This window comes from Rhodococcus sp. ACS1 (assembly GCF_002300155.1).
Classification (GTDB): domain Bacteria; phylum Actinomycetota; class Actinomycetes; order Mycobacteriales; family Mycobacteriaceae; genus Rhodococcus_F; species Rhodococcus_F koreensis.
The window spans coordinates 230,238-250,254 of sequence record NZ_NSDZ01000007.1 but is presented as its reverse complement, the minus strand read 5'-3'; the positions used below and the strand labels follow the sequence as shown (position 1 = coordinate 250,254).

22 protein-coding genes and 1 pseudogene are annotated in these 20,017 nt (G+C 69.0%); 8 read left to right on the top strand and 15 right to left on the bottom strand.

Annotated elements, in window-relative coordinates:
• The first annotated feature begins 175 nt into the window (after positions 1–175).
• Together CJ179_RS32475 and CJ179_RS32470 are read left to right on the top strand one after the other, a co-directional pair.
• Entirely contained in the window at positions 176–901 is a 726-nt protein-coding gene (locus CJ179_RS32475) for a GAF and ANTAR domain-containing protein (protein WP_095864345.1), read from the top strand.
• 289 nt (positions 902–1,190) lie between these two features.
• Positions 1,191–1,568, top strand: a complete 378-nt coding sequence (locus CJ179_RS32470) for an STAS domain-containing protein (RefSeq protein WP_241031212.1) — start codon at positions 1,191–1,193, stop codon at positions 1,566–1,568.
• Between the two features lie 212 nt (positions 1,569–1,780).
• Here the strand turns inward: CJ179_RS32470 and CJ179_RS51520 are convergent, their stop codons facing one another.
• The 3 genes from CJ179_RS51520 to CJ179_RS32455 form a co-directional block, all read right to left on the bottom strand.
• Positions 1,781–1,927, bottom strand: a complete 147-nt coding sequence (locus tag CJ179_RS51520; RefSeq protein WP_179377706.1) for a hypothetical protein — start codon at positions 1,925–1,927, stop codon at positions 1,781–1,783.
• A gap of 76 nt (positions 1,928–2,003) precedes the next feature.
• Positions 2,004–2,228, bottom strand: coding sequence for a hypothetical protein (locus tag CJ179_RS32460; RefSeq protein WP_095864159.1), 225 nt, complete (start codon positions 2,226–2,228; stop codon positions 2,004–2,006).
• Between the two features lie 335 nt (positions 2,229–2,563).
• The gene (locus CJ179_RS32455; RefSeq protein ID WP_095864344.1) at positions 2,564–3,547 is read right to left on the bottom strand and encodes a magnesium transporter CorA family protein; all 984 of its coding nucleotides are present in this window, start codon (positions 3,545–3,547) and stop codon (positions 2,564–2,566) included.
• Between the two features lie 106 nt (positions 3,548–3,653).
• Between CJ179_RS32455 and CJ179_RS32450 the strand changes: the two genes are divergently transcribed.
• Positions 3,654–4,067 (top strand): NYN domain-containing protein, encoded by a 414-nt coding sequence (locus CJ179_RS32450; protein WP_095864343.1) that lies wholly within the window; start codon positions 3,654–3,656, stop codon positions 4,065–4,067.
• Here the strand turns inward: CJ179_RS32450 and CJ179_RS53015 are convergent.
• The 3 genes and pseudogenes from CJ179_RS53015 to CJ179_RS32435 form a co-directional block, all read right to left on the bottom strand.
• A pseudogene (locus CJ179_RS53015) lies at positions 4,064–4,723 on the bottom strand (phytoene desaturase family protein); the annotation flags it as partial. The gene CJ179_RS32450 and the pseudogene CJ179_RS53015 sit on opposite strands and share 4 nt — an antisense overlap.
• 6 nt (positions 4,724–4,729) lie before the next feature.
• Complete coding sequence (locus CJ179_RS32440) at positions 4,730–5,173, bottom strand: SRPBCC family protein (RefSeq protein WP_072946225.1); 444 nt, start codon at positions 5,171–5,173, stop codon at positions 4,730–4,732.
• Positions 5,174–5,263: 90 nt separating this feature from the next.
• Positions 5,264–6,586: an NAD(P)/FAD-dependent oxidoreductase gene (locus tag CJ179_RS32435; RefSeq protein ID WP_095864342.1), complete on the bottom strand. Its 1,323-nt coding sequence runs from the start codon at positions 6,584–6,586 to the stop codon at positions 5,264–5,266.
• Positions 6,587–6,719: 133 nt separating this feature from the next.
• Between CJ179_RS32435 and CJ179_RS32430 the strand changes: the two genes are divergently transcribed.
• Both CJ179_RS32430 and phoU read left to right on the top strand, forming a co-directional pair.
• Complete coding sequence (locus CJ179_RS32430; RefSeq protein ID WP_095864158.1) at positions 6,720–6,989, top strand: DUF4235 domain-containing protein; 270 nt, start codon at positions 6,720–6,722, stop codon at positions 6,987–6,989.
• 39 nt (positions 6,990–7,028) lie between these two features.
• The gene (phoU, locus tag CJ179_RS32425; protein WP_072946223.1) at positions 7,029–7,676 is read left to right on the top strand and encodes a phosphate signaling complex protein PhoU; all 648 of its coding nucleotides are present in this window, start codon (positions 7,029–7,031) and stop codon (positions 7,674–7,676) included.
• A 13-nt stretch (positions 7,677–7,689) separates the two neighbouring features.
• On the opposite strand, the gene CJ179_RS32420 is transcribed toward phoU, so the two are convergent.
• Genes CJ179_RS32420 through CJ179_RS32405 form a run of 4 tightly spaced genes read right to left on the bottom strand, consistent with a single transcriptional unit; the run spans position 7,690 to position 10,704 of the window.
• Complete coding sequence (locus CJ179_RS32420; protein ID WP_095864157.1) at positions 7,690–8,307, bottom strand: trans-aconitate 2-methyltransferase; 618 nt, start codon at positions 8,305–8,307, stop codon at positions 7,690–7,692.
• Positions 8,301–9,074, bottom strand: a complete 774-nt coding sequence (locus tag CJ179_RS32415; protein WP_095864156.1) for a PIG-L deacetylase family protein — start codon at positions 9,072–9,074, stop codon at positions 8,301–8,303. The genes CJ179_RS32420 and CJ179_RS32415 overlap by 7 nt, the downstream gene beginning before the upstream one ends.
• Before the next feature lie 2 nt (positions 9,075–9,076).
• A complete protein-coding gene (locus CJ179_RS32410) occupies positions 9,077–10,042 on the bottom strand; it encodes an acyl-CoA dehydrogenase family protein (RefSeq protein ID WP_095864155.1) in 966 nt (321 codons plus the stop codon).
• Positions 10,039–10,704: a glycosyltransferase family 2 protein gene (locus tag CJ179_RS32405; protein WP_095864154.1), complete on the bottom strand. Its 666-nt coding sequence runs from the start codon at positions 10,702–10,704 to the stop codon at positions 10,039–10,041. The genes CJ179_RS32410 and CJ179_RS32405 overlap by 4 nt, the downstream gene beginning before the upstream one ends.
• A 114-nt stretch (positions 10,705–10,818) precedes the next feature.
• Between CJ179_RS32405 and CJ179_RS32400 the strand changes: the two genes are divergently transcribed.
• The 3 genes from CJ179_RS32400 to CJ179_RS32390 are packed head-to-tail and all read left to right on the top strand — an operon-like array spanning position 10,819 to position 14,428.
• The gene (locus CJ179_RS32400; RefSeq protein WP_012687505.1) at positions 10,819–11,346 is read left to right on the top strand and encodes a 2Fe-2S iron-sulfur cluster-binding protein; all 528 of its coding nucleotides are present in this window, start codon (positions 10,819–10,821) and stop codon (positions 11,344–11,346) included.
• Complete coding sequence (locus tag CJ179_RS32395) at positions 11,343–12,335, top strand: xanthine dehydrogenase family protein subunit M (protein ID WP_095864153.1); 993 nt, start codon at positions 11,343–11,345, stop codon at positions 12,333–12,335. Before CJ179_RS32400 ends, CJ179_RS32395 begins: the two co-directional genes overlap by 4 nt.
• Positions 12,332–14,428, top strand: coding sequence for a xanthine dehydrogenase family protein molybdopterin-binding subunit (locus tag CJ179_RS32390; RefSeq protein WP_095864152.1), 2,097 nt, complete (start codon positions 12,332–12,334; stop codon positions 14,426–14,428). The genes CJ179_RS32395 and CJ179_RS32390 overlap by 4 nt, the downstream gene beginning before the upstream one ends.
• 10 nt (positions 14,429–14,438) lie before the next feature.
• On the opposite strand, the gene CJ179_RS32385 is transcribed toward CJ179_RS32390, so the two are convergent.
• The 5 genes from CJ179_RS32385 to CJ179_RS32365 form a co-directional block, all read right to left on the bottom strand.
• Positions 14,439–14,768, bottom strand: coding sequence for a hypothetical protein (locus CJ179_RS32385; protein ID WP_072946216.1), 330 nt, complete (start codon positions 14,766–14,768; stop codon positions 14,439–14,441).
• The gene (locus tag CJ179_RS32380) at positions 14,765–15,154 is read right to left on the bottom strand and encodes a Zn-ribbon domain-containing OB-fold protein (RefSeq protein WP_072946215.1); all 390 of its coding nucleotides are present in this window, start codon (positions 15,152–15,154) and stop codon (positions 14,765–14,767) included. Before CJ179_RS32380 ends, CJ179_RS32385 begins: the two co-directional genes overlap by 4 nt.
• A gap of 276 nt (positions 15,155–15,430) precedes the next feature.
• A complete protein-coding gene (locus CJ179_RS32375) occupies positions 15,431–17,788 on the bottom strand; it encodes a LuxR C-terminal-related transcriptional regulator (protein ID WP_072946214.1) in 2,358 nt (785 codons plus the stop codon).
• 97 nt (positions 17,789–17,885) lie between these two features.
• Complete coding sequence (locus CJ179_RS32370; RefSeq protein WP_072946213.1) at positions 17,886–18,572, bottom strand: SDR family NAD(P)-dependent oxidoreductase; 687 nt, start codon at positions 18,570–18,572, stop codon at positions 17,886–17,888.
• 119 nt (positions 18,573–18,691) lie between these two features.
• A complete protein-coding gene (locus tag CJ179_RS32365; RefSeq protein ID WP_095864151.1) occupies positions 18,692–19,912 on the bottom strand; it encodes a lipase family protein in 1,221 nt (406 codons plus the stop codon).
• Positions 19,913–20,017 lie beyond the last annotated feature (105 nt).

The following is a 20,017-nucleotide window of genomic DNA, read 5'->3' as shown; positions in this document are numbered from 1 at the left end:
TCGATAGTAACCCATCGGCCGCAGCGCCGGCAATAGTCGAACCGGGTCGGTCCCAGGTCGGCGACCGTCGGCTCGATCCACCGGCGGGTGTCGCCGTTCTGGCAGAATTGTGCGGACGTCGCTCGAACTGCGGCGCCCGGTTCACGCCGCGTTGTTGCACCTCGGGAGGCGAGTCATGCCGAATGATCCTTCGGGGACGGCACGCATGGGAGGCGACAGTCCCAGCGTCGTCTTCGCGAAGTTGGCAGAGATGGTGTACAACGGCGACGACTTCGATCACGTCTACCGGGCCATCTGCGATGCCGCAGCGACTCTGGTCCCCGGGTGTGCGCATGCCAGCCTCATGCTGAAGCAGGATGATCGTAATATCACCGTGGCGGCGAGCGACGAGGTCGCAGCGCACGTCGACTCACTCGAGCGAGCCGAGCAGGAAGGACCCTGCCTCGACGCGATCGAGAATGACGCACCGCAGGTAGAAACCGAACTCGCGAGTTCGAAGCAATGGCCGCGGCTCGCCCGGCGGACTATTGCCGAGACGCCCGTCCGAGGCGCCGCAGGGTTCCGGCTCATGATCCGTGGACGGAAGGTCGGCGCACTCAACCTGTTCGCGGACAACCCCGGAGAACTCACCGACGAATCGATCGACCAGGCGATTCTGATCACGGCCTTTGCGGCGGTGACGTTGACAGCGCTCCATGAACACCAGGAAGCGCAGACGCTTCGCGACGGCCTTGCCAGCAACCGCGAGATCGGGAAAGCCATCGGGCTGTTGATGGCCTTCCACGACATTTCGGAGGACCGGGCTTTCGATCTGTTGCGCAAGACGTCGCAGGACATGAACATCAAGCTCACCGGCGTCGCGCGGGAAGTCATCGCGCATCACAATTCGAAGTTCGACTGAGGTCGGAATGTGTCGACAATCGGTTGATGCCGACCTGGGCAGAGCCGTAGTGTTGATCGCGCGTGGTTGAGAACACAGCCGCAGATTGTTTGGAGGCCGCAGCAGTGCGCGGTAGACGGATTTGCGCGCACTATCAAGCCGCTGTGATCCTCCTGCCAGTGCGCTCCTTCCGCCGATAGCGCACTGGGACCGACAGGGTGCACGCGATCGGAGGGTCATGAAGACATCACGCACGTCATTCCACGCCACTCCCCCGTCTGCGTCTCCGCCCATCCATTGCTCACTGGATATGCCCACCCACGAACGCGGGCTGCGCATGACCGTCGAATTCGCACCGTACGCAGACGCCACCGTGGGACGAATCTCGGGCGACATCGATGTGCTCGCCGCACCGTCCTTCGCGCTTGCTCTCGCACATCTGACCGACGGAGGCTCATTCTCACGGGTCGTCGTCGACATGACCGCGGTCGACTTCGTCGGGACGTCGGGACTGTCAATTCTGTCCGAGTTCGCAGAATCTGCTCGGCGGCAGCATATTACGTGGGCGCTAGCGGGTAATCGGGCGGTCTTGCGCCCCATCGAGGCCATCGGGCTGAGCGCGACCATTCCCACGTGCAGCACGGTTCACGACGCGTTCGACAGGGTGGAGAAGGCCGCGCACAGGTGATCGGAGCCGGGCGATACCGTCGCACATCACCCTGAAACGACGCTCCTTTTCCAAGCGATCTGAGGCTCTACCGGACGATTCCGACGCACTGTCCGACCTCGCCCCGCGGGGGCCGGGTCGCGGAACTGGCAGCCGCCCTCGTGCGGGTCCCCCTCGACTCGCAACTTCGCGACGAAGTGCGTGGCGAAAGTTCGTGAGAACCGGCGTCGGCCCTACTCCGCCCGAACTGCAATCGACTCGCGTTCGTCGTCCTCGCGGAACATCGCTTCGATGCGGTTCTTGATCTCCGCAGTGCTCATCGAGCCTCGAGAAGGGGCGAAGCCACGATTGCGAGCCGAGGTGGGCGTGAAGGTGTTCATTGCCAGTGCTTTCTGTCTTCCGCGTCGGCGAGAGCCGCGGGGTGGTCGAAGGGTGCGTCCGCGATGCGGACGACGGTCAGATCAAGAGCGCGGCGAGTGCTACGGCAGCGAGCACTGACAGGGAAGTGGCCACCGCGACGAGAACGGAGCCCGTCACGACGATGGCGGGCGCGGTCGCTGTCGCGGCCGAGACGGAAGCGATGTATACGGTCGGGCGCAGTGTGTGCCGGGTCGACGGCTCCTCGGCGGAGGGCGGCGACATCTTGTGCAGATCGTGCTGTTGCACCGTGGTGCGGGTCATGTGCTGGCGTACCCCGTAATAGCGATCGAGTGACCTGAGTCACAAACTTACGAGTACGTTGTACATCACAACCGGCCTCTCGCGCCAGTGGCTGCCATCCCAATCGCCTCGATTGCGCTCCCCCGTCGCCGCCGGCGTCACTCCAGCCACACCAGCGATCCACGCGACGCGCTGTGGACTCGGCAGTGGTATCGACGGACGGCCACCCGACCTGTGCGCCCCCGCCCTGTGTGTCGTTGCTGGATGTGAACGTGGTTGATCGGATCCGGAAGTTGGGGTTTGTGGTGACGCCCCGAAATGCCACTACCTCGCAGAAAGGCGGTCACACGTTCGCGTCAGAACCAGCCTTTGCGCTTCGCCCAGACGAGCAGTGCCCCGGACATGGCGAGCATGACGAGCACGATCACGGCGACGGAGGGCCATTGCGTCCGTTCGTTCACGATCACGTTCATGCCGATGATCGAGGACAGGGCGGTAATTGGCAGCGTGACGGCCGCGATGACGGCGAGGCGTTCCGCGGCGACGGTCATCTTGGTGTTGGTGCGGGCCTGGTAGAACTCGATCGTGCCCTGGAGGTAATCCTTCTGTCCCCTGGCCATCACGGTCAGGTGCTGGAACTGATCGACCGCATCGAGCAGGAGGTCCTGCCCCTTGCCGGCGCCGAACGCCTCGATGGTGACCATCCTGCCGTACACCTCCCCGCTCAACGCGGCCATGGTGCCGACCGTCAGCAGACCGTGCCGGACCCGGAACATCTCGTCGAGAAACGTCTCCGGATCACCGAGGTGCCCGCCGGTGACCTGCTGCTCGAGCTTCCACACGTCCTTGGTCAGTTCGGCGGTGTAAGCCCGCATCCGTGCCGTCAATGCGGCGAGGAGGGCGAACGACAACTCGAATGCCGTGCCGGGCCGCAACTTGCCCGACTCCAGTCGGCCCAGCACCACCTTCACCTCGACCATCGCCGTCGAGGGATCGATCGCCGGATTCACGGGGCCGTGCACTGTCACCAGGTAGCGGGTACCGATGAACTGGTCCAGTTCGACGTAGTGCACGTGCCCGTGTGCGCCCGACTGCGGCGCGTGCAGAACCACGAAGAAGTGGTCCACATACCTGTGCACCTTCGGAACCTGATTGCGGTGCTCCGAATCACGCACGGCGAGAGGATGAAAACCGAAAACTGTGGTCAACGCGTCGTGTGCCTGTTCGTCCCAGGTCGGGATGTCCACCCAGACCAATCCGTCGGGCCGGTCGAGCAACTGTTTCAACTCGGTCGCCGCACACGAACGCACACCGTCGTCGGAGATGAAGCGGACGTCCATTTCGGCCTCCTCGCCCTGACGCACCGTCACCACTGTCTTAGCACCCACAGCTGCCCGGTTCGGGAGACCCGGTGAATCCGGTCTCCGGAGAGGGGAAACTGTGGAAATGACTGACGACAGGACTGCACTGATCGTGGTGGATGCGGCGAACGTCGTCGGCTCGCGGCCCGACGGCTGGTGGCGTGATCGTGCCGGTGCGGCCCGGCGATTGCTCGTCCAACTGGGCGCCCTGGACCAGCATCTGGACCCACCGGCCGAGGTGGTGGTCGTGATCGAGGGTGCGGCGAAGGCCGCGGTTGCCGGGGAGCAGGATCGGAAATTCGACGGTCTGCGGGTGGTGTCGGCGGACGGTTCGGGCGATGACACGATCGTCGACGTTGTGGCCGCCGAGAAAGACGGCGACCGGGCGATCACCGTCGTTACCGCCGACCGTGGGCTCCGGGCCCGAGTCGAGGCACTCGGGGCCGTCACGGTCGGCCCGCGGTGGCTCTTTGCCCGCATCGACGGAGAGAGTTCCTGACCGTCGTCGTCCAGGGCGGCGTCGGCTGCGTTGTGTCCACACATCCCGTGAACACCGCCGCCCGGATGGGTGACGGAACTGGCCAGGTACAGCCGGTCGATCGACGTGTAGGGCCCGGACGAACCAGGGGTCGGACGGAAGACGAGCTGCTGATACAACTGAGCGGTGCCGCCGTTGACGGCCCCACCGTGCAGGTTCGCGTTGCTCGCCTCGAGGTCGCGGGGACGCTGCACGTTGCGCCCGACCACGCGCTCCGCGAATCCCGGCGCGTGCGATTCGAGCATCGCGTCCGCTCGGTGCGCCGGCAGCTCCGCCGATTCGTCGTCGGCAATCACCCGGGGCAGATGCGTATAGGCCCAGGCACTTTCGATTCCTTCCGGGAAACGGCTGGGGTCCGACGTCGTCATCTGACCGAACAGCAGGAACGGGCGTTCCGGGACGACCCCCGTCGTCGCCGGCGCCCAGATGCACTGTTCCGGCGGATTCGAGGGTTTAAGACGGCCACGGAATCTTGCGGTCGAGTGCGTAGTTCACCTTCACGACGGGGGTGTCCCATTCGAACTTCTCGAGGTCACCTCTTCGCCGCAGCAGACTCGAGCGCCGTCTCGTCTCGCCCGCTCCGTCATCGCGGCGGAGAGTGTGCCGGCACCACCGACATGACGTCAGGGGTTCGTATTTCGCTCGGCGAGGAACGAAAGTCGGCGCAGGCATTCGAGATTGCGTGGGAGCACCGCCAGGTCCTGCGCCATCCGCGGAACCCAGGACAACGGGACGGAGGCCGCCACCTCCGACATCTGGAGGTGGCAACCGGATCCACGCGGCTCCAGCCGCAGCCGCACGATCGCTTTCGTGGGGGTCACCTGTGCCAGCAGTCGGAGTTCACGGTTCTCTTCGGCGAGGAGCACCTCGGTGGAGTCGTCGATCAGTGCGGGCCAGGCACCGACGGAATGGTGCAGGCGGCTTCCCACCGCGGGCCAGTCCGCGGAGACGGCACGCATCCGGGACGCGCCGACCACCCACGACGGGTACAGCCACCCGTTGGCGAGGACGGACCACACATCCGAAGCCGACGCCGACGTGTCGCGATGTGCCTCGATGACGACCACTCCCTCGAATCGGTACCTGACGACTCTCCGCGCTTACCCTCCCCGACCGCATCGAAAACGTGAGCCGCGTCGCGCTCGCCTCCCGACAGTTCAGGTCTGCGCTCCGATTTCCACGCCGGCCGCGAACCGTGATTCCGAATCGGTGACCAGCCCGATCGACACGAGTGGACGCGGGAAGATCAGATCGGTGAGGTAGGCGAACGCGACCGCCCAGCGATTGGCGGCGTTCGGCATGGCGTAGAGGTGATATGCCCGGGTGACCACCTTCGCGAGGAACCCCGACAGCCGGATGCCGAGGGGGTTGGCGACGGCGAACCCCGGGCCGAGATCCACGACCAGACCCATGTCGCGGTGGGTGTACGGCTTCGCGTCGCCGACGCCCAGGCTCGCCGCCACGTTGCGGGCGAGGGCCCGCCCCTGCCGGACGGCGTGCTGCGCGGTGGGCGGGGTGATCGATCCGCTGTTCTTCGGATCGGGAACGGCCGCGGCGTCGCCGCCCGCGAAGACGTCGGGATGCCCGTCGACCGAGAGGTCGGGGCGCACCGTCAATCTGCCCTTCTCGGTGGGCAATCCGAGCGTGTCGACGAGGGGGCCGGCGGTCACACCCGTCACCCAGGCGACCGTGCGGGTGGGAACGACGGTTCCGTCGTCGAGAGTGACGTGTTCGGATCCGAGTTCCGTCAGGGTGGTGCCGAGTCGCACCTCGATGCCGCGGGAGCGCAGCACCTCCAGCACCTTGTCACCCAGCTTCTCCCCCACCTCGGGCATCACCTTGTCGGCGGCGTCGAGCAGCAGGAACCGGATCTTCGCGGGGTCGAGGTTGCGACGGGACGCTGCTTCGTCGGCCAGGGCGCGGAGTTGGGCCGTGAGTTCCGTGCCCGCGTAGGACGCACCGACCACGACGACCGTCCGTCGGGCGTCGGCGACCCGGGGGTCGGTGTCCCGCTCGGCGAGTTCGATCTGGGTGAGCAGCTGGTCGCGGAAGTACAGTGCCTCGGCCGGCGATTTCAGTCCCCTGGCGTGCTCGGCGAGTCCGGGAATGTCGAACAGCCGGGTCACCGATCCGGGGGTGAGCACCACCCGGTCCCACGCCACCTCCTCGACACCCTGCTCGCAGTCGGTAACGTGCACGGTGCGGGCGTCGAAGTCGACGGCGTCGACTCTGCCCGTCACGAGCTCGACGTCCGACAGCGCCTCGGACAGTGGAATGGTGACGAACCGCGCGTCCAGGATTCCGCCCGCCACCTCGGGCAGGAGCGGTGTGTAGAGCATGTAGTCGCGGGGCGAGATCATGATGACGCGGGCGTCGGTTCCCCGGAGGCGCCGCGTCAGAGCGCGTGCGCATTCGAATCCGGCGAAGCCGCTGCCCACGACGACGATGCGCGTCGGCTCTCCGGCTGATTCGTAGGTCATACGGAACGCATTCCCCAACCACGCGCCGAACGAAACAATCCCCCGGTCACGACCGCGGCGGTGTGAGGGCGTCGAATCCGGGTACTCGACCAGCGGAGATCGATCGACGGGATCGAATGCGAAGGGCGGGAACATGAGCGCCGCATCGAAGGCGATGTACAAAACGTTGGCGCTCGCTGCGAGTGTCGCCGGTGGAATAGCGGCGAGTGCCGTGTTCGGTCAGGTGTGGAAGCGTATCGCAGGCGAATCCGAGGCTCCCGACCCCAAGGATCTGTCCCGCAGCACCCGCGAAGTGCTGATCGCGGCCGCCGTGCAGGGCACCGCCTTCGGCCTGGTCAAGGCGGCGGTCGATCGGGCGGGTGCCCAGGGGTACCGGAAGCTGGCCCACGCCGACCCCCGATAGAGCGAGGCACTTGTCCCAGAACACCCCTAGGCTGAGCCGATGCGTACTCGTTTCGCGGAAAATCTCGACAGCCTGTCCGGCGATCTCGCCGCCATGTGCCGGCTGTCCGTCACCGCGATGTCGGAGGCGAGCGACGCACTGCTGCAGGCAGACCTCGAGCTCGCCGAACACGTCATCGACGTGAGCGGCGAGCTCGACGATGCCGCGGCGCACTGGGAGAAGCGTGCGTTCGCGCTCCTCGCGCTGCAGGCTCCGGTGGCCCACGATCTCCGATTCATGGTCGGTGGCCTCCACATCTCCGCGGATCTGCACCGGATGGGCGGTCTCGCGGTGCACATCGCGAAGATCGCCCGCCGGCGGCATCCCGACCACGTGGTCCCCGACGAGGTGCGGGACGTGTTCACGGAGATGGGCACCGTCGCCGTCGCGCAGGCGAGGGAGACCGAGCAGGTGCTGCAGCACCGCGACCCCGAGCGCGCCCGCGGATTGCTGACGGCGGACGAGGCGATGGACGACCTCCACCGCAGCCTGTTCACGATCACCCAGAACGAGGACTGGCCGCACGGTGTCCAATCGGCCGTCGACATCACCCTGCTCGGCCGCTTCTACGAGCGTTTCTGCGACCACACCGTGGAAATCGGCAGGCGCGTCATCTTCTTGGAGACCGGCAGTCTGCCCGAACAGTGAGAGAGCCGACCGGTCAGCTCAGCCCTTCCGCCGCGGCGACCGAGCGCGTCGCACCGCGGGTGTAGACGTCCAGGTGGAAGTCCGTGTCGCGGTACGACCCGACGCGGTGGAGGCCCTCGAACGCCGCGACCGCATCGTGCACCGCGCGGCCGGTCTGCGGGTATTCGGGCACCGGATGCTGCCAGTGCACGGCCACGAGGGTGCCGCCCTCCTCCAGGGCGTCGACGGCCCGCCCCAGCACGATGCCCAGGTCTGCGGGCGTCAGGTAGTACAGCACCTCGCTGAGCACCACGAGGTCGAAGGTGCCTGCCGGCCACGGATCGAGGAGCGATGCCCGGCCCAGCTCCACGCGGTCGGCCAGTCCCTCGCGGCATATGCGGTCCCGTGCGCTCGCCAAGGCACGAGGCACCACGTCCGTTGCGACGACCCGGTCGCAGCGTCTCGCCAACTGCGCCGTCAGTACCCCGATCGAGCATCCCGGTTCGAACGCCCGCCGATAGTGCGGACGGGGCAGGGCGGCGAGCGTGAGCGCGTACTTGCGGTGTTCGTACCACCGTTCGTCGAATCCCCACGGGTCCGCCGATTCCGCATACATCGACTCGAAGTAGCCGGGATCCATCGCGCTCACCACAGCACCCGTTCCGTCGTCCGCATCAGTCGCGCCAGCACCCACGGCGGGAGGATCGTGGCGTCCCGGGGGTCCTCGGACAACGGGCGGATCTGGGTACGGAATTCGTCGACGGCCCGGCGTTTGCGCGCCAGGACGTCGACGGTGGGTGCGAGTACTCGCATCCGGTTCCACGGCACCGACGGGTCGGCGGGTCGCGCCCAGTGCCACATCCAGACCGGATACTCCACCAATCGGTGGCCGGTGACCGAACACGCCTCCGCGGCGGCCCGTCCGGTGGCTTCGTGGTCGGGGTGACCGTCGCCTCGCCAGGTCGCGAGCACCCACACCCTCTCCCCGGCCCGGGACGTCGCGGTGAGCACGTCGACGAGGCGCGTAGTGAGTTCGCGTTCGTGCGCGCACACACCGCCGTCCGGCAATCCGAGACGGAGTGGTTCGCCGACGCCCAACAGCGCTGTCGCCCGGTTCGATTCGGCGATCCGCGCGGCCGCCAGCGCGGCGGGTGACAGGGTCGGCGACTGCGGATGCGACGCCGCGCCGTCGGTGACCGCGACGACCTGGACGGAAACACCGGCGGTGGCCGCGGTGGCCATCAGCGCGCCCACGCCGAGCACCTCGTCGTCGGGATGCGGGGCGACGACGACCATGCGGTCGCATTCCGTGAGCGGTATCGGCGGACACCGGACGGAGGCCAGCCACCGCTGCCACACGTCCTCCGGGGTGCCCCGGCCGGCCACGGGTGTCTCCCTGAATCTGGTGGCGTTGTCCACGGTCAGTCCTCCCCCGCGACGAGTTCGCCGAGTGTCGCGAGATCCCGCTCGGCGTGGGATTGCCGGATGTAGACGAGCAAATCCGCGACGTTGCGGGCGTGGTCCGCGTCGCCCGCGAGCGGCGCGGCGCCCAGCGCGCGGCCGACGCGGTCGATCACCTCGCTCGCGGTGCGCTCGACGAGGCCCCGCACCCGGAACGCGCGCACCTGCGCGGACGTCCGATCGAAGGGATCCGAGTCCACCTCCGCGGCCGCGGACGCGAGTGCCCATCGAGTCGCGCTGACGGCGACGTCGATCGCGCCGAGGTGTGCGAGCTGGTGACTGTCCGCCCGGCCATCTCGTGCGCGAGCCCGCAGCGGTTCCGCCACAGCGAGCGTGCCACCGAACCAGCACGCCGCCACCCCGATGCCGCCGTGCCAGAACCCAGCCCGGTCGAGGTACCGGTCCGCGGCGCCGACAGCTCGCACGGGAACGCCGTCGAACGTCACTGCTTCGGTGTCCGTCGCCGCCATCCCCGGATTGCGCCAGCCCCCGCGTCCCGGCGTGACCCCGGGTTCCCGCAGATCGACGGCGAACAGCCGGGGTTGCCCGTCGACACGTGCCGTGACCAGTGCGTGCGTGCACATCGACGCCCCGGAGCACCACGCCTTCGCTCCCCGCAGTCGCCATCCGCTCGCATCGTGGGCGGCGTCCAGGACCGGGCGTGGTGGTTCGCTGGCCCAGACTCCCCACCACTCGTTCCGGCCGGCGCGGGTGCCGTCGATCTCGGCGAGGATCGCGTCCGCGTCGGCGTGTGCCTCGAGCAGCCGGCCGACCGAGAGGTCGCGGCGGCACCATTCCGTGAGTTGCGCCCACCGGGCGGCGGTGGACCCGTGGCCGGGCAGCGGCAGTTCCGCATCGCCCGAACGGATGATCGCCCGCACGGCGGCATGGGTGGGACTGCTGTCGTGGGTGACGTCGGTGATCATCGGTCCTGCAGTCCCTCCAGGTGGGTGGCGAAGCCCTGCGGCGCGCGGGCGTCGGCCCGTGCGGACGTCTCCACCGGCGCGTCGATGCTCCACACCACGTGCGCTCCGCGTTCGACCATCCGCTGCACCACGTCCACGTCCTCGTGCGCGGGCAGGGCGGCGAACCCGCCCACCGCCCGGTACAGGTCCGCCGAGAATCCGAGGGACGCGCCGTGCACGTGCCCGTGGGCGGCGCCGGAGCGGTAGGCGCTGCCGTACCGCGACCGCACGTGGTCGGGCCACCCCGACCAGTCGGTGACCGTCACCGTCCCCGCCACCAACTGCGCGCCGCGGCTCGCGTGCTGCAGGTGGGAGGACAGCCAGTGCGCGGGGACGAGCGAGTCCGCATCCGTGGTGGCGAACCACTCGTGCGGGCGCAGGGCGACCGAGTCGAAGCCCGCACGCCGAGCGGCGCCGACGTTCCGCGCACCCAGCACCACGACGTCGACGTCCGCCGCGCGGGCGACGGCCTCGCTGCCGTCGGTGCATCCGTCGAGCACCACGACGATCGTCACCGGCACCGACACTTCCCGCGCGGCGGTCTGCACCCCGTCGAGGCATCGCGGCAGCAGCGCCTCCTCGTCGTGGGCGGGCACGACCACCGTGATGTGTTCGACGCGCATGACGTCCCTTCCCGATCATCCACTGTGTCCGGGTTCAGCAAGTACCCAGTCCTTCGCCGGCGGAACCACCGCGGACACCGATTCGGGATCGCTCACCGCGGGTAACCTCCCGCCATGAATGCCGCGGACAGCCCCCGCTACCGGAAGATCGTGCTCACCGTCGACGGCGAGGAACGCACCCTCGACGTGGACACCCGCACCACCCTGCTCGACGCGCTCCGCGACCACCTCGGGGTCACCGCGCCGAAGAAGGGCTGCGACCACGGCCAGTGCGGTTCGTGCACCGTCCTCCTCGACGGCAGGCGCGCCACGTCCTGCCTGACGTTCGCCGTCGCCCACGACGGTGCACGCGTCGTCACCGCGCACGGACTGGCCGACGGCGACGTGCTGCATTCCGTTCAGCAGGCGTTCGTCGAGCAGGACGGACTGCAGTGCGGCTACTGCACGCCCGGTCAGATCTGTTCGGCGATCGGGATGTTCGACGAGTTCCTGGCCCTGCAGCCGAGTGCCGTCACCGAGAACCTGACCGCTCCGCCCGAACTCACCGACGACGAGATCCGGGAACGGATGAGCGGGAACCTCTGCCGGTGCGGCGCCTACCCGAACATCCTCGCGGCGATCCGGCAGGCGGCGGAAGCGTGATTCCCTTCGACTACGAACGGGCCACCGACGTCGACAGCGCCGTCGCCACCGTCACGGCAGATCCGCGGGCGGCGTTCCTCGCCGGTGGCACCAACCTCGTCGACCACATGAAACTCGGGGTGGCGGCGCCGCATCTCCTCGTCGATGTGAGCCGTCTCCCCCTCGACGGCGTCGAGGCACTTCCCGACGGCGGGCTCCGGATCGGGGCGGCCGTCCGCAACAGCGACCTCGCCGCGCACGACGTGGTGCGGGCCCGGTACCCGATGCTGTCGCGCGCGCTCCTGTCCGGTGCGTCGGGACAGCTGCGCAACCTCGCGACGACCGCGGGAAACCTGCTTCAGCGGACCCGCTGCGTGTACTTCCAGGACGTCACGACGCCGTGCAACAAACGCGAGCCCGGTACGGGGTGTTCCGCGCTCGGTGGTTACGCCCGCTACCACGCCATTCTCGGTGCCTCGGAGCACTGCGTCGCCGTGCATCCGTCCGACATGGCCGTCGCGATGACGGCCCTCGATGCGGTCGTGGTGGTGCGCGATACCGGCGGGGAACGGCGGATTCCGGTGCGCGATTTCTACCGGCTTCCCGGGGACCGGCCCGACCGCGACACCGTCCTGCGGCACGGCGACCTCGTGACCGCCGTGGAGTTGCCCGAGCCGCCCGCCGGGAACCGGTCCGCGTACCGGAAGGTGCGGGACCGGGCGTCCTTCGCGTTCGCGGTGGTGTCGGTGGCCGCCGAGCTGACCATCGACGACGCGTCGATCACGTCGGCGCGAGTCGCGCTCGGTGGTGTCGCGCACCGGCCGTGGCGTGCCACACGCGCCGAGGAGGTCCTGCTCGGGTCGCCGCCCACGGGGGACACGTTCACGGCGGCGGCCGAGTCGGAACTCGCCGCCGCACAGCCGCTTCCGGGCAACGAGTTCAAGGTCGTGCTGACCCGCCGGGTCCTCGTGTCGGTACTCCGGTCACTCGCCGAGGAGGCGCGCCCATGACGCTCGTCGAGCCGAAGGTGATCGGAACCCCCGCCGAGCGCCTCGACGCCCACGACAAGGTGACCGGGACGGCGCCGTACGCGTTCGAGCACGCGGTGGACGATCCGGCGTACCTGTACCCGATCCTGTCGACGATCGGCCGCGGCCGGGTCACCGCGATGCACACGGCGGACGCGGAAGCCCTGGACGGGGTGCTCGCGGTCCTGACGGTGTTCGACGCGCCCCGTCTCGCGGACACCTCGGACGGGGAACTCACGATCCTGCAGGACCCTGAGGTTCACTTCCGCGGCCAGTTCGTGGGCGCGGTGGTCGCGGAATCACCGGAAGTCGCCCGGCACGGCGAGGGCCTCGTCCGCGTCGACTACGACGAGGCATCCCACGACACCGACTTCCGTTCCGGCCGGGACGATCTGTACGTGCCCGACGACGTCAACGCCGGGTTCCCGACCGACACCGACGACGGCGACGTGGAGGCCGCGCTCGCCGCCTCGGCGGTCACGGTCGATCAGGTGTACTCGACCGCGATGGAACACAACAATCCGATGGAACCGCACGCCACCATCGCCCGGTGGACCCCGGGTGGCAGCGGACCGGTTCTGACGCTGCACGATTCGACGCAGGGCGTCCATTCCGTTCGGCAGACCCTGGCACCGCTGTTCGGACTCGAAGTCGAGCAGGTGCGGGTGATCGCCCCGTACGTCGGCGGCGGGTTCGGGTCCAAGGGACTGCCGCACGCGCACAACGTGCTGGCGGTGCTGGCGGCCCAGCGGGCGGCGGGCAGGCCGGTGAAGTTCGCGCTGACCCGGCAGCAGATGTTCGCCCTCTCCGCGTACCGCACCGCGACGGTGCAGCGCATCCGGCTCGGCGCGGACGCCGACGGACGCCTGACCGCGCTCTCCCACGAGGCGATCGAACAGTCCGCGAAGATCAAGGAGTTCGCCGAACAGTCGGCGGTCCCGTCGCGGATGATGTATTCCACACCGAACCGGCACACCACCCACCGTCTCGCGGCCCTCGACGTGCCTGCCCCCTCCTGGATGCGTGCGCCCGGCGAGACGCCGGGGATGTTCGCGGCCGAGGTGGCGATGGACGAACTGGCCGCGGCCTGCGGACTCGACCCGATCGAACTGCGGATCCGCAACGAGCCCGACGCCGACCCGAGTACGGGCCGCCCGTGGTCGGGGCGGCGCCTCACCGACTGCCTGCGGGAGGGCGCCCGACGGTTCGGGTGGGCGGACCGTGACGCGACGGCGCGGGCGCGGTCGGACTCGGAGTGGCAGGTGGGATTGGGCGTCGCCTCCGCGACGTACCCCGCGAACACCATGCCGGGATCGGTGGCCCGGATCGTGTACCAGTCCGACGGCACCTACACCGTGCAGATCGGCTCGGTCGACATCGGCACCGGCGCGTGGACGGCGCTCACCCAGATCGCCGCCGACGCGCTGGGGTGCCCCCTGGACTCGGTCGTCCTGCAGATCGGTGACACGAACCTTCCGCCGGCGACCGTCGCCGGGGGTTCCACGGGAACCACGTCCTGGGGCAGCGCGATCGTCGCGGCGGCCCGCGCGTTCCGGGACGAGCACGGCAGCACCCCGGTTCCGGGGGCGGAGGCCAGCGCGGGGACCCTCGACAATCCGGACGCCGAGAAGTTCGCGCTCCATTCGTTCGGCGCCCATTTCGCGGAGGCGCACGTCCGCCGTGACTCCTGCGAGATCCGCGTCGAACGCATGCTCGGCGTGTTCGCGATCGGCCGGGTCGTGAACGCCCGGACCGTGCGGTCGCAGCTCATCGGCGGCATGACGATGGGGGTGTCGATGGCGTTGCACGAGAGCAGCGTGAACGACCCCCGGTTCGGCCACGTCGTGACGCAGGACCTGGCCTCCTATCACGTCAGCACTCACGCCGACATCAGGTATCTGGACGCGGTGTGCCTCGACGACGTCGACGCGCACGCCGGCCCGATGGGGTCGAAGGGGGCAGGTGAGATCGGCATCGTCGGGGCCGCGGCCGCGGTGGCGAACGCGGTGCATCACGCCACCGGGGTCCGGGTGCGGAAGGTGCCGATCCACCTGGACGATCTGCTGCCGGGGTGACCGGCCGGGCCTACTGCACGCCCCACGCCTGCGCGAGGGAGGTCCGCAGCTGACCTTTCATCGCTCGGATCTTCTGGATGTCGGTGGCCTTCGGCGCGAGTCCGTCGAGCACGAGTTCCATGAAACGGCGGCGGTTGACGCCGAATGTTTCCAGCAGTTCGGCCGCGCTCGCACCGCCGAACGGCGCCCACTGGATCGCGAAACTGATCATCCAGCGCGCATCGGAGCTCACCGAGTGCATCTGTGCGAGCAACTCGCACCGGCGCAGCGCCAGGCGCAGCCATTCGGTGCCGAACGCTTCTTTCGGTTCGCCGTCGGTCTCGGTCGCCACGGCGGTCATCGCGGATCACCGGAGCGGACGGCGAACACCGGCAGCTGTTCGGCCGTCGACGCGGGACGGAACTCGACCCGGACCGGGCAGTCGGACGGTGCAGGGACGTCGCCGTCGATCCAGGTGTACACCCACGGACCTTCGTCGAGTTCGACGATCGCGATCGTGCAGGGGGCGCGGCCACGGTCGCCGCCGCTGTGCCCTCGGTCGACCACTTTCGAGGACACGATCGAGCCGACACCGCACGACGGGACCCGCTCGAGGTTCGAACCCTGACAGGCGGAGCACGTGGCCATCAACGGCGCGAGCAGGGTCGTGCAGTTGAGGCACCGCTGGATCATCAGTTCGCACTTCTGGGCGATTCCTTGCCAGCGGGTCATACCGTCCGTGGTCACGCCGCCACCCCCGCGAGTTCCTGCCCCACCGCGTCGTGTGCCACTAGCTTTCCCCCGGTCCACACAAGACACCGGTCGACGGTGTGCACCCGACGGAGAGGCGGGGGCAGTGGAAGTTGGGGGTCGGGCTTTCGGTGCATTCGGGGATCAGTGGACATCGGGGGCCTCGGTCTGGAGCCGGAGTGGGGGACGTGTATGAGCATCCCGTCCGCAGCGCGGAAGTACAGCGGCTGAACGACCCGGGGACATACCTATTTCGCCCCGTGCGGGGCCCGGTCAGGGGTGCGGGTCCTGTGCGTGTTCGACGATCCACGCCGCGATCTGGGTGCGTGAGGTGAAACCCAGTTTCGCGAGAATGTGCTCGACGTGCCCCTGCGCCGTGCGCTGGGAGATCACCAGCCGCGCCGCGATCGCCTTGTTGGTCAGCCCGTCGGCGACCAGTTCGGCCACCTGCGATTCGCGTCGGGTCAGGTGCGTCGTCCCGTTCGACGACGCCGTCGCGTCGGGTCGCCTCTCGTCCAGTGCAAGTGCGACCGCGTCGTCGAAGGACGTGTGCATGCCGTGGTCGAACGCCGCATCGAACGCGCGGTCCCCGATCACGGCGCGTGCCTGCTGTTCACATTCCGCATGATGGACGAGCAGGTTGGGGTAGACGGTGCTCGGGTTGCCGACGGCCTGTGCGACGGCCTCCGCGGCACCCATCAGTTCGGCGGCGTTCCGGGCCCGGCCGGAGCCGACGGCCACCCACGCGAGCACCTCGAGCGCCCCACACGCGCTGATCCGGTCGTCCACCAGGTGCGACAGCCGCAGTCCCTGCTTGACGTAGTCGTCGGCGAGGGCGAGGTGCCCGCGCTGCCACGCCGCCATTCCCGCAGCCCACAGCGACCAGCCGCGATACACGGATTCGCCGTGGGCCTCGGTGAGCGCGAAGATCTCGGATCCGCACATCTTCGCCACCGCCCCGTCACCCTGCATGCCGCTGACCAGTGCCACCCCGAGCAGTCCCCACGTCAGTTGGAGCAGGCTGCCCCGGTCGCGGAACACGGGCAGGGCCTCCTCGAAGCACGCCCGCGCACGCGGCAGGTCGCCGGCGAACATGGCGCAGCACCCGGCGGCGTGGACCACCAGGGCGCCGAGCAGTGTGTCACCGTTCCGCTCGGCGAGAACGGCCCCCTCGTCGACCAGCGCCTTCGCGGCCTCCCGGTCGCCGTGCATGCCCGCGAGCACACTGTCGACGTACAGCGCCTCGATCCGTTCCCGGCTCCCTCCTCCTGGGTGCCGCCCCAGCAGCTGCCCGAGCCAGCGGCGCCCCTCGCGGAGCAGTCCCCGGGCACGCCAGTACGGGTACAGTGCGGCGGCGATCCGCAGTCCCGGTTCGGCCTCCCCCGGCTCGGTCAGGCAGAAATGCAGGGCGGCCCGCACGTTCAGCTTCTCCGCGTCGAGCCGGCCGATCCACATCACCTGCCGGGGTCCGATCCACTCGGCCTCGCACCGCACCACCAACTGTTCGTACCAGTCACGGTGCCGCCTCCGCAGCGACACGAGCTCGCCGGTCTCCTGCAATTTCTCCCGGCCGTAGTCGCGCACCGTCTCGAGCAGGTGATACCGCACCGAAGGCCCGACCTCTTCCCGGATCAGGATCGACTTGTCGATCAACGACGCCACCACGTCGAGGACGTTCTCGACGGGCAGGTCGCCGGCGCAGATTCCCTCCACCGCGTCCAGTTCGAAGCCGCCCGCGAACACCGACAGTCGCGCCCACAGTTCGCGTTCCTCGTCGGTGCACAGTTCGTGACTCCAGTCGACGCACAAGCGCAGGGTCTGCTGGCGGCTCGGCGCGCCCCGCGACCCCACCGTCAGCAACCGGTAGCGGTCCGTCAGGCGCTGCAGGATCTGCTCCGCCGACATCACCCGCAGCCGCACCGCCGCCAGCTCGATCGCCAACGGCAACCCGTCCAGCTGGCGGCAGATCCGGGCCACCGCCACATGGTTCTCCTCGGTGAGTTCGAACTCCGGCACCGCGGTGGCCGCCCGTTCGACGAACAACGTCACCGCCTCGTATTGCGGCAGGCCCTGCAGGGAGGTGCGTTCGGGTTCGGGCACCGTCAGCGGCGGCACCCGGAGCACCGCCTCCCCGCCGATCGCCAGGGGTTCGCGGGTCGTCGCGAGGATCCGCAGTTCCGGACAGCTCCGTAGCAACGTCTCCGACAGCGCCGCGGCCGCGGCGACCACGTGCTCGCAGTTGTCGAGCACCAGCAGCAGTTGCCGGTCGGCGAGGTACTCGGTCAGCAGTACTTCCGGGTTCCCGGTGCGCTGCTCCCGCAGTCGCAGCGCCGACGACACGGCGTCGACGAGCGTGGTGTCGTCGTCGAGTTCTCCCAACTCGACCAGCCACACACCGTCCTCGAACGCGCGGCTCGCGTCGGCGGCCACCCGCAACGCGAGCCGGGTCTTCCCCACACCCCCGATACCGGCGAGAGTCACCAGACGGGACACGGACAGCAGGCGTCGCGCCTCGGTCACCTCACGGCGACGGCCGACGAAACTCGTCAGTTCGTGGGGCAGGTTTCCCACTGTGCCCTTCACTGCCGCCGGCATCACACCGTCACTCTCGACTCGCAGCCCCCTGCGCACACGGTACTCCCGGTGTGCGGGGGCAACGACGCTTTCGGCTCCGCGTCCGCGTTTTCGGCTGCGCGTCCGCGGGTTTCGCATGGACCCGTGGACGGGATCACCGCGTCCAGCGGGTGGGCGCCCAGCGGCCGGTGTAGGACCGGATGCGGCCGGCCCGGCGGGGCGGACGCAACGCACCGGCCTCGGTCAGGCTGTGCGGGATCATCGCGATCCTCGTGCCGTCGACGACGTACGCGGCACCGGTCACGAACATTCCGGCCGGCGCACACAGATACGACGCCACGTCGGCGACTTCCCGATCGTCGGGGCCGGGCGCCGCGAAGTCCGGTTCGACCGCGGGCACCACCACCGAATTGACGGTGATCGAGTACCGCGCCAGTTCGGCGGCGAGCAGACCCGTCAGCCCGCCGAGACCGGACGCGGAGGTGGTGACGTTGACGATCCGTCCGCCCCCGCCACCGGCGATCATGTACCGCACGGCGCGCTGGATGCACTCGACCGCGGTGCTGCCGGGGCAGCTGACGAGGACGCCGATTCCGCCCAGGTCCCGGGCGAACTCGTCGACGGCGGCAGCGGAGCCGGGCAGGTCGGCCAGGTCCATGCGCTGCACGGCCGCGCGCACCGATCTGGATTCGACGTCGGCGGCCGTGGCTTCGGCGCTTTCCCGGTCCGCGGCATAGGCGAGGCCCACGTCGAAACCGTCTCCCGCGAGTGCCAGGGCGACGGCGCGGCCCATCGGCGAATCAGATCCCGTCACGACTGCGGTGCGTGTGCTGGGGTGCATGGGTTCGGAATACCCCCTGGTAGATCTGCTCAAACGCTCAACATTTTCGGACTGCGCACGGGCAGAACACAATCCGGCGACGAGCCTGGGTGGCCCGCCGCCGATCGGCACCTACCGGGTCAGCAGTTGGACGGCGCCGGGTCGCCGCGGAAGCGAGCGTCCAGGTAATCCAGGGCGGTCGGCAGACCCAGAACGGCCGTGGTCAGGTGATCGGGACTCGGGAACAGGTCCGACTGCACCTTGGCGCCCGCGGCGCAGTACCGGGCGATGGTCGCCTCGATCGAATCGACCGGGATGAGCACATCGGTCGGGCTGTGCCATTCGAAGATCGGTGCAGTCGGAACGCCCGGGTACAACTCGACGCTGTTCTCGTTCAGCACCTCCCAGGCCTGCGGACTGCTCATCAGGTCCGTGGTCTTGGCGACCTCGGTGGCGCTGCGGCCGGCGCCTGCCGCGAGAATGCCGTTGGTGCAGGCGTTGACCATTTCGTCGCGCATCGCCAGTCCGCGGTCGTTGAGCTGCTCGCTGATCGGAAGCTTGTCCGGGTACTCCCGCTCGAGTCCGAGCGCCGCCGCCATCGCGAGACCGAACGCCGGATGCGGTTGCATGCCGAGACCGTTGGCCATCTTGCCGATGTTCATGGGCACACCGCCCTCGGCGACGCCGACGATGTTCAGTTCCGGGGCGTAGGTCGGTGCGAGTGCCGCGGCCCACGCCGAGGCCATGCCGCCGCCGGAGTACCCGGCCAGCGCGACCGGGCTCTCCGCCACCGCCAGTTCCGGTACCCGCTGCACCGCGCGGATGCCGTCGAGCGTGATGGTTCCGCCGAGCCGGGCGGCGCCGTAGGCACTGTTCGGGCCGAGGTGGTCGGGCAGCGCGACGGTCCAGCCGCGCTGCAACGCGAGGTTCAGTGCCGGTGCCTCCTTGATCTGGAGGTCGGGATCGTTCGAGTACAGCGTCCGCGACGGCGCGCACCGCGGCCCGAGCGCGTTGATGATGTGCTGATACGACAGCAACGGCCCGTTCACCGGCCGGTTGCGGGGTACCAGCACGGTGGAGACCGACGAGATCGGATGGTCCTCCGAGTTGGTGGTGCGGTACTTCACCTGCCAGACGTCGGTGTCGGGGAAGGCCAGCAGCGGCGGCATCGGACGGACCGCGAGCGGCTCACCGACCGCGGCCTCCGCCAGACCCTGCGGCTGCCCGTAGAAGGGATCGGGGTCGGAGGCGGGATAGATCGGCAGGGCGGCGGCAACTCCGGCGTTCGCGACCGCGGTGCAGGCGACGAATGCGGCACACAGAGCGCTCGCGGTGAGGCTCGTGATACGTGAGCGCTTCATGTCGCCTCCTGGTGTGGGTAGAGATCGATTGTTACCGAGTTCGCAGGAGATATCGCGATTCGGGCCCGCCCGTTACTGCACTGCAATCGACGGCGGGCCCGCCCG

Bases quoted from the DNA above. Each gene is read 5' to 3' on its own strand.
- CJ179_RS32475 (WP_095864345.1), top strand. From the start codon at position 176: ATGCCGAATGATCCTTCGGGGACGGCACGCATGGGAGGCGACAGTCCC.
- CJ179_RS32470 (WP_241031212.1), top strand. From the start codon at position 1,191: ATGCCCACCCACGAACGCGGGCTGCGCATGACCGTCGAATTCGCACCG.
- CJ179_RS51520 (WP_179377706.1), bottom strand. From the start codon at position 1,927: ATGAACACCTTCACGCCCACCTCGGCTCGCAATCGTGGCTTCGCCCCT.
- CJ179_RS32460 (WP_095864159.1), bottom strand. From the start codon at position 2,228: ATGACCCGCACCACGGTGCAACAGCACGATCTGCACAAGATGTCGCCG.
- CJ179_RS32455 (WP_095864344.1), bottom strand. From the start codon at position 3,547: ATGGACGTCCGCTTCATCTCCGACGACGGTGTGCGTTCGTGTGCGGCG.
- CJ179_RS32450 (WP_095864343.1), top strand. From the start codon at position 3,654: ATGACTGACGACAGGACTGCACTGATCGTGGTGGATGCGGCGAACGTC.
- CJ179_RS32435 (WP_095864342.1), bottom strand. From the start codon at position 6,586: ATGACCTACGAATCAGCCGGAGAGCCGACGCGCATCGTCGTCGTGGGC.
- CJ179_RS32430 (WP_095864158.1), top strand. From the start codon at position 6,720: ATGAGCGCCGCATCGAAGGCGATGTACAAAACGTTGGCGCTCGCTGCG.
- phoU (WP_072946223.1), top strand. From the start codon at position 7,029: ATGCGTACTCGTTTCGCGGAAAATCTCGACAGCCTGTCCGGCGATCTC.
- CJ179_RS32410 (WP_095864155.1), bottom strand. From the start codon at position 10,042: ATGATCACCGACGTCACCCACGACAGCAGTCCCACCCATGCCGCCGTG.
- CJ179_RS32405 (WP_095864154.1), bottom strand. From the start codon at position 10,704: ATGCGCGTCGAACACATCACGGTGGTCGTGCCCGCCCACGACGAGGAG.
- CJ179_RS32400 (WP_012687505.1), top strand. From the start codon at position 10,819: ATGAATGCCGCGGACAGCCCCCGCTACCGGAAGATCGTGCTCACCGTC.
- CJ179_RS32390 (WP_095864152.1), top strand. From the start codon at position 12,332: ATGACGCTCGTCGAGCCGAAGGTGATCGGAACCCCCGCCGAGCGCCTC.
- CJ179_RS32385 (WP_072946216.1), bottom strand. From the start codon at position 14,768: ATGACCGCCGTGGCGACCGAGACCGACGGCGAACCGAAAGAAGCGTTC.
- CJ179_RS32370 (WP_072946213.1), bottom strand. From the start codon at position 18,572: ATGCACCCCAGCACACGCACCGCAGTCGTGACGGGATCTGATTCGCCG.
- CJ179_RS32365 (WP_095864151.1), bottom strand. From the start codon at position 19,912: ATGAAGCGCTCACGTATCACGAGCCTCACCGCGAGCGCTCTGTGTGCC.